General features: G+C 55.0%; 15 protein-coding genes. 8 read left to right on the forward strand and 7 right to left on the reverse strand.

What is annotated here, in order from left to right:
- Window positions 1-195 precede the first annotated feature (195 nt).
- From pdhR to lpdA, 4 genes are all read left to right on the forward strand, one after another.
- Entirely contained in the window at window positions 196-960 is a 765-nt protein-coding gene (gene pdhR / locus BY447_RS14050; protein ID WP_033781878.1) for a pyruvate dehydrogenase complex transcriptional repressor PdhR, read from the forward strand.
- 101 nt (window positions 961-1061) lie between these two features.
- Window positions 1062-3728: a pyruvate dehydrogenase (acetyl-transferring), homodimeric type gene (gene aceE / locus BY447_RS14055; protein ID WP_110331368.1), complete on the forward strand. Its 2667-nt coding sequence runs from the start codon at window positions 1062-1064 to the stop codon at window positions 3726-3728.
- Between the two features lie 14 nt (window positions 3729-3742).
- The gene (gene aceF / locus BY447_RS14060) at window positions 3743-5653 is read left to right on the forward strand and encodes a pyruvate dehydrogenase complex dihydrolipoyllysine-residue acetyltransferase (RefSeq protein WP_110331369.1); all 1911 of its coding nucleotides are present in this window, start codon (window positions 3743-3745) and stop codon (window positions 5651-5653) included.
- A 160-nt stretch (window positions 5654-5813) separates the two neighbouring features.
- Window positions 5814-7238 (forward strand): dihydrolipoyl dehydrogenase, encoded by a 1425-nt coding sequence (lpdA, locus tag BY447_RS14065; protein WP_010253950.1) that lies wholly within the window; start codon window positions 5814-5816, stop codon window positions 7236-7238.
- Window positions 7239-7501: 263 nt separating this feature from the next.
- On the opposite strand, the gene BY447_RS14070 is transcribed toward lpdA, so the two are convergent.
- Complete coding sequence (locus BY447_RS14070) at window positions 7502-8137, reverse strand: hypothetical protein (RefSeq protein WP_110331370.1); 636 nt, start codon at window positions 8135-8137, stop codon at window positions 7502-7504.
- Between the two features lie 142 nt (window positions 8138-8279).
- A complete protein-coding gene (locus BY447_RS14075) occupies window positions 8280-9179 on the reverse strand; it encodes a LysR family transcriptional regulator (protein ID WP_110331371.1) in 900 nt (299 codons plus the stop codon).
- 105 nt (window positions 9180-9284) lie between these two features.
- On the opposite strand from BY447_RS14075, the gene BY447_RS14080 reads away from it, so the two are divergent.
- The 4 genes from BY447_RS14080 to yacL all read left to right on the forward strand — a co-directional run bounded on the left by BY447_RS14080 (window position 9285) and on the right by yacL (window position 14328).
- Window positions 9285-9794, forward strand: a complete 510-nt coding sequence (locus BY447_RS14080) for a phenolic acid decarboxylase (protein ID WP_013356794.1) — start codon at window positions 9285-9287, stop codon at window positions 9792-9794.
- A gap of 86 nt (window positions 9795-9880) precedes the next feature.
- Window positions 9881-10738: an MBL fold metallo-hydrolase gene (locus BY447_RS14085; RefSeq protein ID WP_110331372.1), complete on the forward strand. Its 858-nt coding sequence runs from the start codon at window positions 9881-9883 to the stop codon at window positions 10736-10738.
- Window positions 10739-11163: 425 nt separating this feature from the next.
- Window positions 11164-13761 carry a bifunctional aconitate hydratase 2/2-methylisocitrate dehydratase gene (gene acnB, locus BY447_RS14090; RefSeq protein ID WP_110331373.1) on the forward strand — a complete coding sequence of 866 codons (2598 nt, stop codon included), beginning with the start codon at window positions 11164-11166 and terminating at the stop codon, window positions 13759-13761.
- A gap of 189 nt (window positions 13762-13950) precedes the next feature.
- On the forward strand, window positions 13951-14328 hold the full coding sequence (yacL, locus tag BY447_RS14095; RefSeq protein ID WP_013356797.1) for a protein YacL: 378 nt from the start codon (window positions 13951-13953) through the stop codon (window positions 14326-14328).
- Window positions 14329-14376: 48 nt separating this feature from the next.
- Here the strand turns inward: yacL and BY447_RS14100 are convergent, their stop codons facing one another.
- From BY447_RS14100 to BY447_RS14120, 5 genes are all read right to left on the reverse strand, one after another.
- Window positions 14377-15048 (reverse strand): SDR family NAD(P)-dependent oxidoreductase, encoded by a 672-nt coding sequence (locus BY447_RS14100; RefSeq protein ID WP_179291181.1) that lies wholly within the window; start codon window positions 15046-15048, stop codon window positions 14377-14379.
- 8 nt (window positions 15049-15056) lie between these two features.
- Window positions 15057-16253 (reverse strand): sialidase family protein, encoded by a 1197-nt coding sequence (locus tag BY447_RS14105; protein ID WP_008925597.1) that lies wholly within the window; start codon window positions 16251-16253, stop codon window positions 15057-15059.
- Between the two features lies 1 nt (window position 16254).
- Window positions 16255-17670, reverse strand: coding sequence for a sodium:solute symporter family protein (locus tag BY447_RS14110; RefSeq protein ID WP_013356800.1), 1416 nt, complete (start codon window positions 17668-17670; stop codon window positions 16255-16257).
- Between the two features lie 79 nt (window positions 17671-17749).
- A complete protein-coding gene (locus tag BY447_RS14115; RefSeq protein WP_110331374.1) occupies window positions 17750-18634 on the reverse strand; it encodes a dihydrodipicolinate synthase family protein in 885 nt (294 codons plus the stop codon).
- 11 nt (window positions 18635-18645) lie between these two features.
- Window positions 18646-19794, reverse strand: coding sequence for an iron-containing alcohol dehydrogenase (locus tag BY447_RS14120; protein WP_110331375.1), 1149 nt, complete (start codon window positions 19792-19794; stop codon window positions 18646-18648).
- Window positions 19795-19821 lie beyond the last annotated feature (27 nt).

The raw sequence follows: 19821 nt of genomic DNA on the forward strand, positions 1-19821 counted from the left end.
ATTTATTTAACATTTACAGGAACGGGGATTTTTCATTTTTTTAACCGCGAGTTAGCGTCAGCACAGGCTTGCGGGGGAGGTGAATGTCGCAGACACCATATAGACACAAGGTGAATACTTTGTTACTTTACCGGCACCTCTTTGCAATTGGTATTACCAATTTACTCCGGACGATTGGCTTAATAAGAAGGGATGATGGCTTACAGTAAGATTCGCCAACCTAAGCTCTCCGACGCTATCGAGCAACAGCTCGAATCCCTGATTATGGAAGGGACACTGCGTCCGGGAGAGAAGCTGCTCCCTGAGCGCGAACTCGCTAAACAATTCGATGTCTCACGTCCATCTCTCCGCGAAGCGATCCAGCGCTTAGAAGCCAAAGGATTATTGCTGCGCCGACAGGGTGGCGGAACATTCGTACAGGAGCATCTCTGGCAAAGCATGAGCGATCCACTCGTTGAGCTTCTCGCCGACCATCCGGAATCACAGTTTGATCTGCTGGAAACGCGTCATGCCTTAGAAGGCATCGCGGCCTATTACGCAGCTCTGCGCGGCACGGAAGAAGACCTGCTGCGCATTCGCGACTGCCATGTGCATATCCAGCAGGCGCAGGACAGCGGCGACTTAGACGCCGAAGCGGACGCAGTGATGCAGTATCAGATCGCTGTCACAGAAGCGGCCCATAATGTTGTGCTTTTACATTTGCTACGCTCAATGGGCCCTATGCTGGAACAAAACGTTCGTCAGAATTTCGAATTGCTCTACTCGCGCCGGGAAATGCTGGCAAAAGTGAGCGGTCACCGCGCCAGAATCTTTGAGGCGATTGTGGCTCGTGAGCCAGAAAAAGCGCGCGAGGCTTCACACCGTCACCTGGCGTTCATAGAGGAAATCTTGCTGGACAGAAGTCGGGAGCAGAGCCGTCGAGAACGCTCCCTGCGTCGTTTACAGCAACGTAAGGAATAACGTGCGACAAAGATCGTACGGACATCAGACGAGGCTGCCTGCATCTGCTTTAACAGGCTCCCGATTATTCAACGTATTAGACACAGATAAGGAACACACCCATGTCAGAACGTTTACACAATGACGTGGATCCGATTGAAACTCGTGACTGGCTACAGGCGATCGAATCGGTCATCCGTGAAGAAGGTGTTGAACGTGCACAGTATCTGATTGATCAGGTACTGGGTGCAGCCCGCAAAGGCGGCGTAAAAGTGGCTGCAGGTTCGTCTGCAATCAGCAACTACATCAACTCTATTGCCGTTGAAGATGAACCCGATTATCCGGGCAACACCTCTCTTGAACGTCGTATCCGTTCCGCAATCCGCTGGAACGCCATCATGTCGGTGCTGCGCGCGTCGAAGAAAGATCTGGAGCTCGGTGGTCACATGTCCTCCTTCCAGTCTTCTGCGACGATTTATGAAGTGTGCTTCAACCACTTCTTCCGCGCCCGCAGTGACAAGGATGGCGGCGATCTGGTCTATTTCCAGGGCCACATCTCTCCAGGCATCTATGCCCGTGCGTTCCTTGAAGGTCGCCTGACTGAAGATCAGATGAACAACTTCCGTCAGGAAGTTGACGGTAAAGGCCTCTCTTCTTATCCGCACCCGAAATTAATGCCGGAATTCTGGCAGTTCCCGACCGTATCAATGGGTCTGGGTCCATTGTCAGCGATCTATCAGGCGAAGTTCCTGAAGTATCTGGAACACCGTGGCCTGAAAGACACCTCTGCTCAGACCGTTTATGCCTTCCTGGGTGACGGCGAGATGGATGAGCCGGAATCTAAAGGTGCGATCACCATCGCCACCCGTGAAAAACTGGATAACCTGGTCTTCATCATCAACTGCAACCTGCAGCGTCTGGATGGTCCGGTAACCGGTAATGGCAAGATCATCAACGAGCTGGAAGGCATCTTTGCCGGTGCTGGCTGGGAAGTGATTAAGGTCATCTGGGGCGGACGCTGGGATGAGCTGCTGCGCAAAGATACCAGCGGCAAGCTGATTCAGCTGATGAACGAAACCGTTGACGGTGACTACCAGACCTTCAAATCCCGTGATGGTGCCTATGTGCGTGAGCACTTCTTCGGCAAGTATCCGGAAACCGCGGCGCTGGTTAAAGATATGTCCGATGATGAAATCTGGGCATTGAACCGTGGCGGCCACGATCCGAAGAAAATCTATGCGGCACTGAAAAAAGCGCAGGACACTAAAGGCAAGCCAGTACTGATCCTGGCGCATACCATCAAAGGTTATGGTATGGGCGACACCGCGGAAGGCAAAAACATTGCTCACCAGGTGAAGAAGATGAACATGGATGGCGTACGCTATATCCGTGATCGCTTCAACGTGCCGGTTGCTGACGATAAAATCGAAGAACTGCCGTACGTCACCTTCGAGAAAGGCTCAGAAGAGCATGCTTATCTGCACGGTCAGCGCGAGAAATTAGGCGGCTACCTGCCAACGCGTCAGCCGAAGTTCACTGAGAAGCTGGAAATGCCAGCACTCGAAGAGTTCAGTGCGCTGCTGGATGAGCAGAACAAAGAGATCTCGACCACCATCGCCTTTGTGCGTGCCCTGAACGTGATGCTGAAGAATAAGTCGATCAAAGATCGTCTGGTTCCGATCCTCGCCGATGAAGCGCGTACCTTTGGTATGGAAGGTCTGTTCCGTCAGATTGGTATCTACAGCCCGAACGGTCAGCAGTACACCCCGCAGGACCGCGAGCAGGTTGCTTACTATAAAGAAGACGAGAAAGGCCAGATTCTGCAGGAAGGGATCAATGAGCTGGGCGCAGGTTCATCCTGGCTGGCTGCGGCGACCTCTTACAGCACCAACAATCTGCCGATGATTCCGTTCTACATCTATTACTCGATGTTCGGCTTCCAGCGTATCGGCGATCTGATGTGGCTGGCGGGCGACCAGCAGGCACGCGGCTTCCTGGTCGGCGGCACCTCCGGTCGTACGACGCTGAACGGCGAAGGTCTGCAGCATGAAGATGGTCACAGCCACATTCAGTCGCTGACTATCCCGAACTGTATCTCTTACGATCCTTCATACGCTTATGAAGTGGCTGTCATCATGCATGACGGTCTGGTGCGTATGTATGGCGAAGCGCAGGAGAATGTTTACTACTACATCACCACGCTGAACGAAAACTACCATATGCCAGCCATGCCCGCTGGTGCAGAAGAAGGTATCCGTAAGGGTATCTACAAGCTGGAAACGGTAGCAGGCAGCAAAGGTAAAGTGCAGCTGCTGGGCTCAGGTTCTATCCTGCGTCACGTGCGTGAAGCCGCGCAGATCCTGGCGAAAGATTACGGTATCGGCTCTGATGTCTACAGCGTGACCTCGTTCACCGAGCTGGCGCGTGATGGCCAGGATTGTGAGCGCTGGAACATGCTGCATCCGACTGAAGAAGCGCGTGTACCTTACATCGCTCAGGTGATGAACGACGCACCAGCTGTTGCTTCAACCGACTACATGAAACTGTTCGCTGAGCAGGTTCGTAGCTATGTCCCGGCCAGCGATTATCGCGTACTGGGTACCGATGGCTTTGGTCGCTCTGACAGCCGTGAGAATCTGCGTCATCACTTCGAAGTTGATGCATCTTATGTGGTGGTTGCCGCGCTGGGTGAGCTGGCTAAACGCGGCGAGATCGAGAAGAAAGTGGTGGCCGATGCGATCACCAAATTCAATATCGATGCCGATAAAGTTAACCCGCGTCTGGCTTAAGAGGTAATAGAGTAATGGCTATCGAAATTAAGGTACCGGATATCGGGTCTGACGAAGTTGAAGTCACCGAGATTCTGGTGAAAGTTGGCGACAAGGTGGAAGCCGAGCAGTCGCTGATCACCGTGGAAGGCGACAAAGCCTCAATGGAAGTGCCGTCGCCACAGGCTGGCGTAGTGAAAGAGATTAAGATCTCTACCGGTGACAAAGTTGAGACCGGCTCACTGATCATGGTGTTTGATGCTGAAGGTGCTGCTGAAGCAGCACCAGCACCGGCCGCAGAGAATAAAGCGGACGCGGCGCCAGCGCCAGCGCCAGCCGCTGCTGCGGCCACTGCCAGCAAAGAAGTGGCGGTTCCGGATATCGGCGGTGACGAAGTCGAAGTCACTGAGATTCTGGTTAAGGTTGGCGACAAAGTCGAAGCCGAGCAGTCACTGATTGTGGTGGAAGGTGATAAAGCCTCAATGGAAGTTCCGGCTCCGTTCGCGGGTGTGGTCAAAGAGATCACCATTGCGACTGGCGACAAAGTCAGCACCGGATCAGCCATCATGGTCTTTGAAGCAGAAGGCGCAGCACCGGCCTCTGATGCGAAGCCAGCAGTGAAAGAAGAAGCAGCATCGGCACCCGCTGCTGTTGCAGGCGCAAAAGAAGTTAACGTGCCGGATATCGGCGGTGATGAAGTCGAAGTCACCGAGATCCTGGTCAAAGTTGGCGACAAAGTTGACGCTGAGCAGTCACTGATCGTGGTTGAAGGCGACAAAGCCTCAATGGAAGTCCCTGCGCCGTTTGCAGGTACGGTCAAAGAGCTGAAAGTCGCAACGGGCGATAAAGTCAGCACCGGCTCACTGATCATGGTGTTCGAAGTCGAAGGTGCAGCTCCGGCCGCCCCTGCGGCTGCGAAACAGGAAGCTGCTCCGGCGCCTGCTGCGAAATCTGATGCTAAGCCAGCCGCCGCGGCGCCAGCAGCCAAAGCCGACAGCAAAGGTGAGTTCGCAGAGAACGACGCTTACGTTCACGCAACTCCGGTGATCCGTCGCCTGGCGCGCGAGTTCGGTGTTAACCTGGCGAAAGTCAAAGGCACCGGCCGTAAAGGTCGCATTCTGAAAGAAGACGTGCAGACTTACGTGAAAGACGCCGTGAAACGCGCTGAAGCAGCACCTGCTGCGGCAAGCGGCGGTGGTCTGCCGGGCATGCTGCCATGGCCGAAAGTTGATTTCAGTAAGTTTGGCGAAATCGAAGAAGTCGAACTGGGTCGTATCCAGAAAATTTCTGGCGCGAACCTGAGCCGTAACTGGGTGATGATCCCGCACGTTACGCATTTCGACAAAACCGATATCACCGATCTGGAAGCGTTCCGTAAGCAGCAGAATGCTGAAGCAGAGAAGCGTAAGCTGGATGTGAAGTACACGCCTGTCGTGTTCATCATGAAAGCGGTCGCGGCGGCGCTTGAGCAGATGCCACGCTTCAACAGCTCGCTGTCTGAAGATGCGCAGAAACTGACGCTGAAGAAATATATCAACATCGGTGTGGCGGTTGATACGCCAAATGGCCTGGTCGTTCCGGTCTTCAAAGACGTGAATAAGAAGGGCATCACCGAGCTGTCGCGTGAACTGATGGCAATTTCGAAGAAAGCGCGTGACGGTAAGCTGACAGCGGGCGACATGCAGGGCGGATGTTTCACCATCTCCAGCCTGGGCGGCCTGGGTACCACACATTTCGCGCCGATCGTTAACGCGCCGGAAGTGGCTATCCTGGGTGTCTCTAAATCGGCGATGGAGCCGGTGTGGAATGGTAAAGAGTTTACGCCGCGTCTGATGATGCCGATTTCTCTCTCCTTCGACCACCGCGTGATCGACGGTGCTGATGGTGCGCGATTCATCACCATTATCGGCAATATGTTGTCTGACATTCGTCGTTTAGTTATGTAAATGTGAAGAAGGCCGGCGGATGCCGGCCTTCCTTTAACGATTCGTCGCGCCGCTGTTGGCAGTTTGTTAACAATTCTGTAAACTCTTGCGGTGAAAGTCCCGGTGGAACAAGGGCATTATAAGAACGTCTGACCCGCCGGATATCAATTAAGAGGTCATGATGAGTACAGAGATTAAAACCCAGGTCGTGGTACTTGGGGCAGGTCCTGCAGGTTACTCTGCAGCCTTCCGTTGTGCGGATTTAGGTCTGGAAACCGTACTGGTAGAGCGTTACAGCACCCTCGGTGGTGTTTGTCTGAACGTCGGTTGTATCCCATCTAAAGCGCTGCTGCACGTTGCTAAAGTGATTGAAGAGGCGAAAGCCCTTGAAGAGCACGGCATTGTGTTTGGCCAGCCATCTACTGATATCAACAAGATTCGCAGCTGGAAAGAAAAGGTTATCAACCAGTTGACTGGCGGCCTGTCAGGTATGGCAAAAGGTCGTAAAGTCACCGTGGTGAATGGTCTGGGCAAATTCACCGGTGCTAACACCCTGGTGGTTGAAGGAGAAGGCGGCGCGACCACCATCAACTTCGATAACGCCATCATCGCTGCGGGTTCACGCCCAATCGAACTGCCATTCATTCCACATGAAGATCCACGCGTCTGGGACTCTACCGATGCGCTGGAACTGAAAGAAGTTCCGAAGCGTCTGCTGGTCATGGGCGGCGGCATCATCGGTCTGGAAATGGCGACGGTATATCACGCGCTGGGTTCAGAGATCGATGTGGTTGAGATGTTCGACCAGGTTATCCCGGCTGCGGATAAAGACGTGGTGAAAGTCTTTACCAAAAAAATCAGCAAGAAATTTAACCTGATGCTGGAAACCAAAGTGACCGCCGTTGAAGCAAAAGACGATGGCATTTACGTTTCAATGGAAGGCAAAAAAGCACCAGGCGAAGCGCAGCGTTATGATGCCGTGCTGGTTGCTATCGGTCGTGTGCCGAACGGTAAAGGTCTGGATGCCGGTAAAGCGGGCGTGGAAGTGGACGATCGCGGCTTCATCCGCGTCGACAAACAGATGCGCACCAACGTGCCACACATCTATGCTATCGGCGACATCGTTGGTCAGCCAATGCTGGCGCATAAAGGCGTGCATGAAGGCCACGTAGCGGCTGAAGTGATCTCTGGTCTGAAGCACTACTTCGATCCGAAAGTGATCCCTTCAATTGCCTATACTGAGCCAGAAGTTGCCTGGGTCGGTCTGACCGAGAAAGAAGCGAAAGAGAAGGGCATCAGCTACGAGACCTCCACCTTCCCGTGGGCTGCCTCAGGCCGTGCTATCGCTTCTGATTGTGCAGACGGCATGACCAAGCTGATTTTCGACAAAGAGACGCACCGTATTATCGGTGGCGCGATTGTCGGTACTAACGGCGGCGAGCTGTTAGGCGAAATCGGTCTGGCCATTGAGATGGGTTGTGATGCGGAAGATATTGCGCTGACCATACACGCTCACCCGACCCTGCATGAGTCAGTGGGTCTGGCTGCAGAAATCTTCGAAGGCAGCATCACCGATCTGCCTAACGCGAAAGCGAAGAAGAAGTAAGTTTCTGCTGCTGCAAAGAGAAAGCTCCCGCTATGGGGGCTTTTTTTTGGTCTGTCATTTTGATCATAAGCGTCAGTAGATTCTGCCATTCATTTCTCTGACAGACACGTTAGGCCGAGGGAAAATCGCCCGGAATCGCACTTCAATATTACTGATATTCAGCCTTTGTGCTGCCGGACTAGCAATGACAGTAAGCCGTTAACCCCTAACGTGCGAGGCGGTGTGTCAAAAAGCCCGGCAGGGGATGTGGGGCATCAGAACGGCTATATAGATTTAAGAGAAGGCATGTTACCTGCCAGAAATGTGCGGATGGCATTATCGATGACTTCACGCGTCAGCTCTGACTCTGCGACGATAATTTGCAGACCAATACCACTACGATAGCCATGTTGGATGCGATAACCAGGGGTGATTACGGGTGGGGTGTCGCGGAGAATATCTGCCACGCGCTTGTTAATGTAATCATGATATGTCATCCCGCCGAACTGGGGATAAGCAACGCGGGTGCGTTTTACCTGCTTATAGCTGACAATCTTTCCTTTCGCGTCATAGTTGGACACTGTCTCTAAACGGAATTCATCCTCCAGTTGGGTCTGGTCAAGCATTGCAGTGGCTTCATTGAGTACCCGGTTTTCGATGATATCCATGCGAGCGACATCAGCAGTAATGATTTCGGCGTTCCAGTAGATGGTGGGATCTTGATCATCCAGGAAAAGAACATCACTCCAGGTCCAGACCCAGCCTGCCGCAATAGCCTCTGCGTTTTCAGAATCACAATCATCGTAATGTAGCCCACCGCAGCGCTCACGCTCGCGATGGATAAGATTTTTGATGTGTTGGACACGCGTGCGACGGTGGCGGCGGGAAAGGGAGGTGAAGGGCTTGAATTTGCGGGTCATGGGTTACTCTGCGCAATTTATGCTGGGAGGAATCCAGCCCCGCAGTTTAGCGAAAGGAAATGATGAGAGCTAGCGAAATAGCGGGGTTATAAGGAGCGAGCGGCCAGAAAGAGCTGCTGTGTGCGTGCCCTTCAATTTACGTTCAGCGGCGCACCTCCCACGCCGCCACCCGTTCCATAAACATCTGCGCCAGTTCAGCAATGGCGCTGTTGCCGGGCAGTCTCTCTTCATTGATGTACATCACCAGCGTACTACTGCGTCGGCGGCCCTGAAGCAGCGGCAGGGGACGGAGTTCACCGCTCTTTAAGAGGCTGGCGATATTTTGTTCCGGCAGCCAGCCATAGCCTAGCTGGTGCTGGACCGCTTCAATCGCTGCCGACAGGGTAGTGAATGACCAGTTTTCTGCCTGATCGCCACTCACCTCTGACTGCTGCTGTTGCTGGCGATCCAGAATGGTAATGCAGGGCCAGCGCGCCAGTGTGGCAGCATTAAGCGGGGCAGGTTCACTGTGCAGCGGGTGATCGCGATGGGCAACGGCGACGAAATCGACACTCATCAGGCTTTCGCCCGCTAAAGGGGTATCACCGTATTGCGCCACCAGCCAGAGATCGGCCTGTTGTTCCGCCAGCCTGTCTGGGGTTTCGCTGCGGACAATTTCGCTGAACCAGATGCGCACATGTGGATAGCGTTGCTGAAATATATTGAGCACATCAAACAGCAGAGGTTTTGGAAAGGTAGCATCCACCATTAAATCAATGCGCGAACGTTCACCCCGTCGCAGGGCACTGGCCTTAGCTTCAAGCGCGCTAAATCCTTCCAGCAGTGGACGCACCTGTGCAAGTAACTGATGTCCTTCAGCACTCAGGACGGCACGGCGTCCCACCTGCTCCAGCAGTTCCATGTCTAGCCGTTGTTGAAGCAGACTCAACTGATAGCTCAATGAGGACTGGCTACGATTATTCTTCTCCGCTGCCAGCGCAAAACTCCCTTCCTTTACGACGGCATCGAGCAGATACCACTGTTCCAGCGTTGTTTTGTACATGGAAACCCATCTAAAAATTGAATAATTTAGTGCTAAAAATAGCGTTATTCATCGCTTTTGTAACGCGCAATAATCACTTCAAGGAAAACAAATGAGGAATTAATTATGAGCACTTTTGATAAACATGACCTGTCTGGCATCGTTGGCAAACATCTGGTTTATACCTATGACAACGGCTGGAACTACGAGCTCTACATTAAAAATGCCAGCACCATCGACTATCGCATTCACAGTGGCATGGTCGGCAATCGCTGGGTTAAAAATCAGCATGTTTATGTGGTTCGCCTGGCGCAGGATGTCTATAAAGTCTCCTGGACTGAACCAACCGGCACTGATGTCAGCCTGGCCGTTAATCTGGCGGATAAAATTTTCCACGGCACCATCTTCTTCCCACGCTGGGTCATGAACAATCCGGAAAAAACCGTCTGCTTCCAGAATGATCACCTGGAAGAGATGGCGAAATTCCGCGAAGCGGGTCCGGCTTATCCAACCGAAGTGATTGATGAGTTCGCGACGCTGACTGTGATTCGTAATGTCGGTGAAAACAACGAAAGCGTGATTGACTGCCCGCCTGATCAGCTGCCCGCCAATTTTCCGGAAAACCTGAAAAATTAAGAGTGAACAAAAGAGGCCATCATGGCCTCTTCTGCTTAGTTGTTTCTGACGTGTAGCTTCTGATGTGTAACGTATGAGGACGAAAAATGGATTTATCGACGAAGGTTTTTATCAGCAGTGACCAGCACGACGGCTTCGGTGTCAGTTCCACCATTATTATGGGTGAGAAAGAGGCGATATTAGTCGATGCCCAGTTCACGCTGGCGAATGCGCATCGGTTAGTCGCTGAAATTATCGAAACCGGTCTCGACCTGAAACGCATTTTTATTACCCACCTGCATCCCGATCATTTTCTGGGTCTTGAAGTGATTAAATCGGTCTTTCCGGCTGCTGAAATTCTCTCTTACAAGCAGGTCGCCGAAGATGTTAATGACGCCTTTGACTTCAAAATTGATTACTGGGGTAAGCAGGTTTTAAAAGAGAACGGTGCCCGCACTAAGTTTGCGATCACCGAACTGGAAGAGGATACGATCTGGCTGGAAGGGCAGGAGATTAAAATTATTAGCGATCTCAGTGGCGATTGTATTCGTGTGACACCGCTCTGGATCCCCTCGACGAAAACGCTAATCGCCTCCGACGTGGTCTTCGCGGATGCACATGTCTGGATTGCCGATATGCGTACGCCGGAACGCATGGCGAAATGGATGGAAAGTCTGGATAAACTTGAAGCGCTGGCGCCGAAAGTCCTGATCCCTGGCCATTCGCGAACGACGCCATCGCTCAGCCCCTCAGCAATAGGCTTTACCCGCACCTATATCAACGATTTCATTAAGACGCTGCACAAGGTCAAAAACAGCGAAGAGCTGGTGCAGGAGATGGAGCGAATCTATCCCAACCTGCCGGTGAAAATCTGTCTCGACTACAGTGCGCGGATTCTGAAAGACCACTACGTCTGGCCGGGTGACTGGCCGGTATCACTGCGGGAAATGAAAACCACGCTGTAATCGTCTCAGGTGCCAATGACACCAGGCTTATCTCTGGCCTGGTGTTGCTATCCGCCTGCATTCGCCTCTGCGGTAACCCGGAGGACCGTTCACTTCTATTCCTGCCAGTTATCTATTCCCCTGAATCACCTCACTAAAACTGCGCCAACGCTGACATAACCCTGCCGTTTTTACTCTGAGATGCGGTACGCTGCGGAGTGACCCGATTAGCCAGCTTAGCTGGCTGATGCGGGAGTATAAGCGGGCAGAACGGGCGCAGTGGATTATGTTGTATTTTTGTAAACAGATTAACAAACAGACGAAATCCTGCTATTCTGCCCTCCGCGAAACCGGGCACCTCAACCTGGACGAGAAAGGGAAGTGTGTTCTCCATAAGTGAGCAAGGTGGTCGGAAAGCCCTACATAATGAGAGCGAGGATAACGTCGTGCTAGAAGAATACCGTAAGCACGTTGCCGAGCGTGCTGCCCAGGGAATTGTACCTAAGCCTTTAGAGGCTTCCCAGATGGCCGCGCTGGTTGAACTGCTGAAAAATCCACCTGCGGGTGAAGAAGAATTTCTGACCGATTTATTGGTCAACCGAGTCCCACCTGGCGTCGATGAAGCGGCGTATGTCAAAGCCGGTTTCCTGGCGGCTGTCGCCAAAGGCGAAGCAACCTCTCCTCTGATATCTCCTGAAAAAGCGGTTGAACTGCTCGGCACCATGCAGGGTGGTTATAATATTCATCCGCTGATTGACGCGCTGGACGATAGCAAACTGGCACCCATCGCGGCGAAAGCCCTTTCACACACGCTGCTGATGTTCGACAACTTCTATGATGTCGAAGAGAAAGCGAAAGCGGGTAATGAATACGCGAAGCAGGTGATGCAATCCTGGGCCGATGCGGAGTGGTATCTGTCACGCCCTGAGCTGGCTGAGAAAATCACCGTTACGGTGTTCAAAGTCACTGGCGAAACCAATACCGACGACCTCTCTCCGGCCCCGGATGCCTGGTCACGTCCTGATATCCCGCTGCACGCCCTGGCGATGCTGAAAAATGCCCGTGAAGGTATTGAGCCGGATGAAGCGGGCAATATCGGCCCGATCAAACAGATCGAAGCACTGAAGACCAAAGGTTTCCCGCTGGCGTATGTCGGTGACGTTGTCGGAACCGGTTCTTCACGTAAATCCGCCACCAACTCGGTGCTGTGGTTTATGGGCGACGACATCCCGAACGTGCCGAATAAAAAAGGCGGCGGCGTGGTACTGGGCAGCAAAATTGCACCCATCTTCTTCAACACCATGGAAGATGCGGGCGCACTGCCGATTGAAGTGGACGTCAATGACCTGAATATGGGCGATGTTATCGACATCTATCCGTTCAAAGGCGAAGTCCGCAACCACGAAACCAACGATCTGCTGGCCAGCTTCGAACTCAAAACCGAAGTGCTGATTGACGAAGTACGCGCCGGTGGCCGTATTCCGCTGATCATCGGTCGCGGTCTGACCACCAAAGCGCGCGAATCTCTGGGTCTGCCGCACAGCACCGTATTCCGTCAGGCGAAAGATGTCGCGGAGAGCACCCGTGGTTTCTCACTGGCGCAGAAAATGGTTGGCCGTGCCTGTGGCGTCGCCGGTATTCGTCCGGGTGCCTATTGTGAACCGAAGATGACCTCGGTTGGCTCGCAGGATACGACCGGTCCGATGACCCGTGATGAGCTGAAAGATCTGGCTTGTCTGGGCTTCTCGACCGATCTGGTGATGCAGTCCTTCTGTCACACCGCTGCGTACCCTAAGCCAGTGGATGTGAACACGCACCATACGCTGCCTGACTTCATCATGAACCGTGGCGGTGTCTCACTGCGTCCGGGCGACGGCATTATCCACAGCTGGCTGAACCGTATGCTGCTGCCGGATACCGTGGGCACCGGTGGTGACTCGCATACCCGTTTCCCTATCGGCATCTCTTTCCCGGCGGGTTCAGGCCTGGTGGCGTTTGCGGCAGCGACGGGCGTCATGCCGCTCGACATGCCGGAATCAGTGCTGGTGCGCTTCAAGGGTAAGATGGAGCCAGGCATTACCCTGCGCGATCTGGTTCACGCCATTCCGCTGTATGCTATCAAGCAGGGTCTGCTGACCGTTGAGAAGAAAGGTAAGAAAAACATCTTCTCTGGCCGCATCCTTGAGATTGAAGGTCTGCCGGATCTGAAAGTCGAGCAGGCGTTTGAACTGTCCGATGCGTCAGCCGAGCGTTCCGCTGCGGGCTGTACCATCAAGCTGGATAAAGCGCCGATTATCGAATACCTGAACTCCAACATCGTGCTGCTGAAGTGGATGATCGCAGAAGGCTACGGCGATCGTCGTACGCTGGAGCGTCGCGTTGAAAGCATGGAGAAATGGCTGGCCGATCCTCAGCTGCTTGAGCCGGATGCGGATGCTGAATATGCCGCCGTAATCGAAATCGATCTGGCTGACATTAAAGAGCCGATCCTGTGTGCGCCAAACGATCCGGACGATGCCCGTCTGCTCTCTGACGTTCAGGGCGAGAAGATCGACGAAGTGTTTATCGGTTCGTGCATGACCAACATTGGTCACTTCCGTGCCGCCGGTAAACTGCTGGATAGCCACAAAGGCCAACTGCCAACCCGTCTGTGGGTGGCTCCGCCAACCAAGATGGATGCGGCACAGCTGACCGAAGAGGGCTACTACAGCGTATTCGGTAAAAGCGGTGCGCGTATTGAGATCCCGGGCTGTTCACTCTGTATGGGTAACCAGGCACGTGTGGCAGATGGTTCGACGGTGGTTTCTACCTCGACCCGTAACTTCCCGAATCGTCTGGGTACCGGCGCTAACGTCTACCTGGCATCTGCAGAGCTGGCGGCAGTGGCTTCACTGTTAGGCCGTCTGCCAACGCCGGATGAGTATCAGCAATTTATGGCGCAGGTCGATAAAACGGCCAGCGACACCTATCGCTATCTCAACTTCGACCAGCTGGCGCAGTACACCGATAAAGCTGACGGCGTGATTTTCCAGACCGCGGTCTGATTCTTCACCTGCCAGTCATGACTAAGGGGCGATGATTCGCCCCTTTTTTACGTCTGTGCATTGAGGGCGGTTCGATCAAAAGCTGGATTTCGCCAGACAGCCTGTAATAATGCGCGACGTGTCACACTACGCCGCGCAGGCAGCGCTGACACTCATTTAGTGACGCGATGACGTTAAGAGGAACGGGCGATGGAATATGAATTTTTACGCGATGTGACCGGACAGATTAAGGTTCGTATGTCGATGGATCATGAAGCGGTCGGCCACTGGTTCAACGAAGAGGTGAAAAACGATCCAGGATTGCTGGATGAAGTGGAAGCCGCAATCGAAGACGTCAAAGGCAGCGTACGTCAGTGGCAGCGCATCGGCAGTGAGTACACCATCCTGCTGGATGAGGAAGAGGTAATGATTCGCGCCAATCTGCTGGCACTGGAAGATGACGGAATGGAAGAGGGGATGAACTACTACGACGAAGAGAGCCTCTCCTTCTGCGGCATTGAAGATTTTCAGCTGGTGATCGCCGCCTATCGCCAGTTTGTGAACCAGTACGGTAAACCCGTACGGTAATTTTTACGCTGATACAGGCCGGGCTACCCGAATCGCCCGGCCTGTTCATTAACTCAGCGACGCACCGCCGCACATCACCAGCTGCTGACCGGTGATTGTCGCGGCCGCAGGCGAAAGCAGGAACCCGACCAGTCCGGCGACTTCCTGCGGCTGAATATAGCGGCCTATCGGTGGCAAGCGCGGCGGGGAACTGGCCCGGCCCGGCTGTTGTAGCATCGGCGTTTCGGTGGCACCTGGCGCCACGATATTGGCTGTAATGCCGCGCGGTGCCAGCTCTGCCGCCCAGCTGCGCACCATGCCGATCATCGCCGATTTAGTGGCCACATACTGACTACGGCACGCCGCACCGCCTGACGTGCGACTACCCAGCAGCACGATTCTGCCGCCCGCGTTCATCCGGGGCGCAAAATGGTTGGCCAGCTGTTCTGCGGCGGCAACATGCAGTTGCCACAGGCGTGTGCTGGCGTTCAGATCCAGCTCCCCGAGCGGCGCGGCCTGCATCATTCCCGCTGCATGGATCACCGCCTGCGGCACCGGCAGTTTGTCCAGTAAAGCCTGCAATGCCGCACTGTCGCTGATATCGATCTGATGGCTCTGCCAGCCCGCGTCTGACCGGTTTATCGCCGATCGGCTCAGGCCAATCACCTGCCAGCCCTCATCCAGCAGGCGATCCACAATCGCCTGACCGATGCCGGAACTTGCGCCGGTCACCAGCGCCATCTTTTCAATCACGCGTCACCTCCCTGCACCCAGGACTCCCCGACCCGCACATATTTAATTGCCTGGCGATACCAGGTGTAGGCGATATGGAGTTCGCCGTTCACACCCTGCTTGATGCTGGGGTAAGAGAACTCACGGTTTAACTTCTGCTGAGAGTTATTGGTCATGCAGTAGCCGTCGCCCTCGTCCAGATTGCGCTGCAGCGGCCAGCTTTTGCCACCATCTGTTGAGATCGCCAGCGTCATTGGCGCTCGTGGCGCGCCCCAGAAGGCGGTGCGCCCGCTGTGCACCACCGGCTCGGCGGCAACCGCAACGTCACCGTCTTCTTCATCATCTTCAATTTCGTCATACAGCGACAACCGGCGCTCGCTGGCCCCTTCGGCGCTCATCGCATTGAACACCAGCGCCAGATGACCGTTGCGCAGCGTCGTGACCTGAATGGAGGAGTTATTGTTGGGCAGCGACAGCGGCTCGGGCGCACTCCAGCTTTCACCCTGATCAAACGAGCGGCTCTGGTAGATATGGTCGGCCCAGCGACTGCGGTAGAGTGCCAGCAGCGAGCCATCATCCAGCAGGGTCACGTTCATATGAACGCAGCCGGTGCTGTCAGGCACGCTGACGTCGCGCCAGCTCTGGCCTTTATCTTCTGAGATTTTTACCGCGCTGACGTCATAGCTGCCGACCCACTTTTCGCCGGGCTGCGTCAGGCAGTAAAACACCGGCAGCAGCCAGTTGCCGTTGGGCAGCACGACAATCGGCTGACGAATAAAGGTGCCGGGCTTATCCAGCAGGGTTTTGATCTCGCCCCAGCTTTTGCCCATATCGTGAGACTGGCGATAGCGCACGATCGCGGTGTCCTGATTGCCCGATTTCTGCGCTGTCCACAGCAGCCACAGCACCTGGTCTGGATCGAGAAACAGCACCGGATTCTGTTCTGAGCGACCCGGATCGTCAGAAAGCTTCTGCGCGTCACTCCAGCGATCGCTGCCTTTTGTCAGCCGGGAACACCAGACTGAGATATCGGCAATCCCTTCCTGCGTGCCACCAAACCAGACGCAAAGCAGATCGCCATCGGGCAGCGGCAGCAGGTTAGCCGCATGGTTTTGCGGGCAGGAGGAGGGCAGCATCGCAATCTGCTGGGCGCTATCCTGCGGGTGCGGCGCAACCAGGCCGGTGCGTTCTGCGGTGACGGTTTCCTGAGTCATATTAGGCTCCACTATTTTGTGCATTGTGTTGCGGTTGAGGCTGAGACTGGCGTGACGGGATACAGCGGTCAATCACCATAATGATGGCCGGCGTAATCAGCGCCACATACATATTGTCGATACCGAACGGATTACCCATCAGGAACCAGACGGACGTGACCACGCAGGCACCAATCAGACCGGCGTTGGCACCGCGCGTGCTCTTAAACCACGGCAGATAGAACGCCATGATCGCCACCACGGTGATCGACAGGCGAATCGCGCGGGTAAAGAACGAGAGCTTCAGCACTTCCGGGAAGAACAGGACAAACAGCAGCGGGAAGAAGCCGATGCCAATCGAGATCCAGCGCGTCACTTTAAATTCGCGCTCCGGCGTCGGGTTACGATAAGGCACGTAAAAATCTTTGACGACCAGCGAGGCGATGGCCAGCGCAACGGTGCCGACGCTGACGAAAATCGAGGCCACCAGCGAGGTGGTGACAATGCCTGCCAGCCACGGTGACATATCCTGCAGAAACACTGGCAGCGCATAGAGGCTCTTGATATCGGGATGCGCGAACTTCGCCGCCACGCCAATCAGCGCCATCGCCAGACCGATTGGCAGGCAGAAGATGAAGGCGACCCAGGTAGCGCGCTTCGCGGACTTCACATCTTTGGTGGAGGAGATCGCCTGGATCACAAACTGCGTACAGAAGATCGATCCCACGGTCCCGATCAGCCAGGCCACAATGGTACTGGCCCCGACGTGACCGTCCCACGTCCAGTAGAACGCCGGCATTTTCTCGATCATCGGGGCCACGCCGCCGGTCATCTTCAGTGCCACATAGAGAATAATCAGAATCCCGATGTACTTGATGGCGCTGTGCAGCAGCGTAACCCAGGCGACGCCTTTCATGCCGCCAAACGCAAAGTAGAAGGTACTGACCACCGCAGTGATAAAGGCCGCCTGCGTCAGGTCGATCTTCAGCACCGTGGAGATCGCCGCCGCACCGCTGATGTAGTTCCCGACGTTCACCAGCAGCAGCGCATAGATCATAATCAGCGAGATAATGTTCTTGGTTGAGCTGCCATATTTCTCGGCGATGGCACCGGAGATCGTGATTTTTCCGGTGTTGTAGATGCGTTTGACCAGAATCAGGCCAAACAGCGGGAACCCAATCGCCGCGCCAATCACCGACCAGGAGGCGGCGAAGCCATCCTCAAAGGCTGCCTGCGCCGTGCCAATGGTCGATTTTGCCCCGATATACTCTGACATCAGCATAATGCCAACGATAAAGGCGGGCATGGCGCGGGAGCCTTCCATGAAGTCGCCGCTGGTTTTACTGCGCAGCCGCCAGGTCAGCCAGGTGGTGAACAGGATATAGGCGACCACCATGCCGACGATCAGTAAGGTGCTCTCAGTTGAAAATGCTTTCATCATGACCTCGATTGTTCTGGCAGATGGCGACCATCAGGTTCGTTCTCATCTGACCGATAGGGTACAAAGGCGATGGACGTTATTGCAGGTAGTGGTTCACGATTTGACGGATCTGCTGCTGCTCGTCGGCGCTGAACTGCACCGCATAGCGGCTTTCACCCACCTCAAAGCCCTGCAGGCTGACCGCTTTTTTCACAGCGGCCGGAGAGAACCCGATGCTGTACAGCGCGGTGCGCAGACCGGTGACGTTCTCCTGTGCCTGATGCGAACCGGCAATGTCACCGGCACTGAAGCGCGCCCAGATGGCGTTAATCGCTTCCGGTGCCACGTTTGCCAGCCCGGAAATGGAGGCGGAGCAGCCATCGACAAATCCCTGATGAATCAGCGAGTCAGGGCCGTTCAGCACATCAAAGCCCTCACAGTCGGCGGTGGCCTGCAGAAATCCGCTCAGACTTTCATAGCTGCCTGCGGAGTCTTTAATACCGATGATGTTCGGGTGCGCGGCCAGCGTACGAACGGTCTCTGGCTGCAGGGTATTGCCGGTTCGCGCCGGGATGTTGTAGAGAAATAGCGGCACCGTCAGCGCGTCCGCTACGCGCTGATAGTGGTCGATCAGCTCCTGCTGTTTCAGCGGCACAAACCACGGCGTGATCGCTGAGACGGCATCCACGCCCAGGCGGGCAATCTGTTTGCCGAGCCGGATCGTTTCGCGGGTCGAAATTTCGCCGATGTGCGCCACGACAGGCGCGCGGCCGTTGATCTCATCGACGCAGGTGGTGGTGACGGCGATCTTCTCCTGCTCGTTCAGCACAAAGAACTCGCCATTGGTGCCGCCACAGAAGATGCCGTTTCCGGCGTTGATCTGGCGTCTGACCTGCTCACGCTGTTTCATCGGATCAAAGGCACCTTCACGGTCAAAGGTGGTGACGATGGCGGTCAGTACGCCGTTGATTTTCTTATTCATGACAATCCTCATTACGCCTGGCAGGAAGGGAACAGCGTCAGGTAGACGGCGCGCACATCGTCGGCGGTGACCGCCATCGGCACGTTTTTCATCAGGCGCTGCACGTCGAGCGCCGCTTCCACTAAATAAGGCAGGTGATTCGGGCCGATGCCCAGTGCTTCCAGGCTGGCAGGCAACTGCAGCCGTGCAACCAGCGCGGTGAAGTAGTCGACCAGCGCGTGTGATTTCTCTTCATCGCTTAAACGGACGTCGGCGTCGGGCAGCAGGTCATAGGCCTGAGCGAATTTGCTCACCGCGGCCGGACGGACAAAGCGCATGCAGGGGGCCAGCAGAATGGCGTTGGCAACGCCGTGTGGCAGGTGATATTTGCCGCCAAGCGGATAGGACATCGCATGCACCAGATGCGTCCCGGCATGGGCAATCGATGCGCCGCCATAATAAGAGGCCCAGAGCATCTCCAGCCGTGCCTGCAGATTCTCCGGCTCGCGCAGCGTGGTTTCGAGATTCGCGAACAGCTTTTTCATCCCAATCAGCGCATAGTTGTCGCTGACCGGGTTAGCCACGTTGGCGGTGAAGCACTCAATCAGGTGACACAGGGCATCAATGCCGGTAGACGAGGCGATGTGCGGCGGCATGCTGGTGGTGAGTTCCGGCACCAGCGCTACCACATCGGGCAGCATCACCGGTGAAATAATGCCGACTTTGGTCTCTTTCTCCGGGATCGCCAGAATCGCATTCGGCGTCGCTTCAGAACCGGTGCCAGCAGTGGTCGGGATGAGCATTGAACGGGTGCGACGCTGCGGTTTTTCGCCTGCCAGCAGGGCGTCCAGCGACGGTGCTCCGTCGATGCACAGCACCGAGAGCAGCTTCGCCACATCCAGTACGCTGCCACCGCCGATGCCAATCACCATGTCGGCCTGGCGCTGCGAGAGCGTTTCTATAATCGCGGCCACATCATGCTGGCTCGGCTCGGGCGGCACGCTGTTGACCACGCTGATACGCGGAATCTGATCCCGGAGTTGCCCCATCAGCGCCTGAACCGCCGGAATCGCTTCAATGTTCCGGTCAGTCACCACTATCGCTGTCGTTACGCCCCTCAGCAGATAGCGCATGTCGTTTAACGCCTGATAACCGCTAATTACCGTGCTGTTAATGTTCATTTCATACCCTTTTTTCTGTCATGACTG

The sequence above is a fragment of the Pantoea sp. JKS000250 genome, assembly GCF_003201065.1.
GTDB lineage: Bacteria > Pseudomonadota > Gammaproteobacteria > Enterobacterales > Enterobacteriaceae > Pantoea > Pantoea vagans.

Coding starts and splice junctions, on each gene's coding strand:
- BY447_RS14115 (WP_110331374.1), bottom strand. CDS start 18,634: ATGAATAAGAAAATCAACGGCGTACTGACCGCCATCGTCACCACCTTT.
- BY447_RS14120 (WP_110331375.1), bottom strand. CDS start 19,794: ATGAACATTAACAGCACGGTAATTAGCGGTTATCAGGCGTTAAACGAC.
- BY447_RS14075 (WP_110331371.1), bottom strand. CDS start 9,179: ATGTACAAAACAACGCTGGAACAGTGGTATCTGCTCGATGCCGTCGTA.
- aceE (WP_110331368.1), top strand. CDS start 1,062: ATGTCAGAACGTTTACACAATGACGTGGATCCGATTGAAACTCGTGAC.
- BY447_RS14110 (WP_013356800.1), bottom strand. CDS start 17,670: ATGAAAGCATTTTCAACTGAGAGCACCTTACTGATCGTCGGCATGGTG.
- yacL (WP_013356797.1), top strand. CDS start 13,951: ATGGAATATGAATTTTTACGCGATGTGACCGGACAGATTAAGGTTCGT.
- BY447_RS14070 (WP_110331370.1), bottom strand. CDS start 8,137: ATGACCCGCAAATTCAAGCCCTTCACCTCCCTTTCCCGCCGCCACCGT.
- BY447_RS14105 (WP_008925597.1), bottom strand. CDS start 16,253: ATGACTCAGGAAACCGTCACCGCAGAACGCACCGGCCTGGTTGCGCCG.
- lpdA (WP_010253950.1), top strand. CDS start 5,814: ATGAGTACAGAGATTAAAACCCAGGTCGTGGTACTTGGGGCAGGTCCT.
- BY447_RS14100 (WP_179291181.1), bottom strand. CDS start 15,048: ATGGCGCTGGTGACCGGCGCAAGTTCCGGCATCGGTCAGGCGATTGTG.
- aceF (WP_110331369.1), top strand. CDS start 3,743: ATGGCTATCGAAATTAAGGTACCGGATATCGGGTCTGACGAAGTTGAA.
- BY447_RS14085 (WP_110331372.1), top strand. CDS start 9,881: ATGGATTTATCGACGAAGGTTTTTATCAGCAGTGACCAGCACGACGGC.
- pdhR (WP_033781878.1), top strand. CDS start 196: ATGGCTTACAGTAAGATTCGCCAACCTAAGCTCTCCGACGCTATCGAG.
- BY447_RS14080 (WP_013356794.1), top strand. CDS start 9,285: ATGAGCACTTTTGATAAACATGACCTGTCTGGCATCGTTGGCAAACAT.